This is a genomic window from Belnapia sp. AC561, assembly GCF_979252845.1.
The window spans coordinates 1-248 of record NZ_CEEDBP010000388.1 but is presented as its reverse complement, the minus strand read 5'-3'; the positions used below and the strand labels follow the sequence as shown (position 1 = coordinate 248).

Below are 248 nucleotides of genomic sequence, written 5' to 3'. Positions count from 1 at the left end.
CCCCTACAGCGCCGGCAGCCGCGCCCGTCGTGGAAGACAAGACGCCGCGCGACCCCAACAAGTTCGCCGCCCTGTCCCTGCTGGGCGACAGCGTGCAGCTCATCAGCCTGACCCCCGCGCGCGGCGATACCGTGCAGAGCGGCGAGTGGACGGCCTCGCCGGCAGGCAAGCTGGACGACGCCGTGCTGCAGACGATCAACGAAGCCGTCAAGGCCAGCAGCGACAAGCTTGAAGCCAAGCTCTACACG

1 protein-coding gene is annotated in these 248 nt (G+C 69.0%); it reads left to right on the top strand.

The genetic code is table 11. From position 1 onward, the window contains the following. Positions 1–29 precede the first annotated feature (29 nt). Positions 30–248, top strand: a 219-nt coding sequence (locus tag AC0IW9_RS31545) for a hypothetical protein (protein ID WP_471652226.1), incomplete at its 3' end; no start/stop codon positions are given.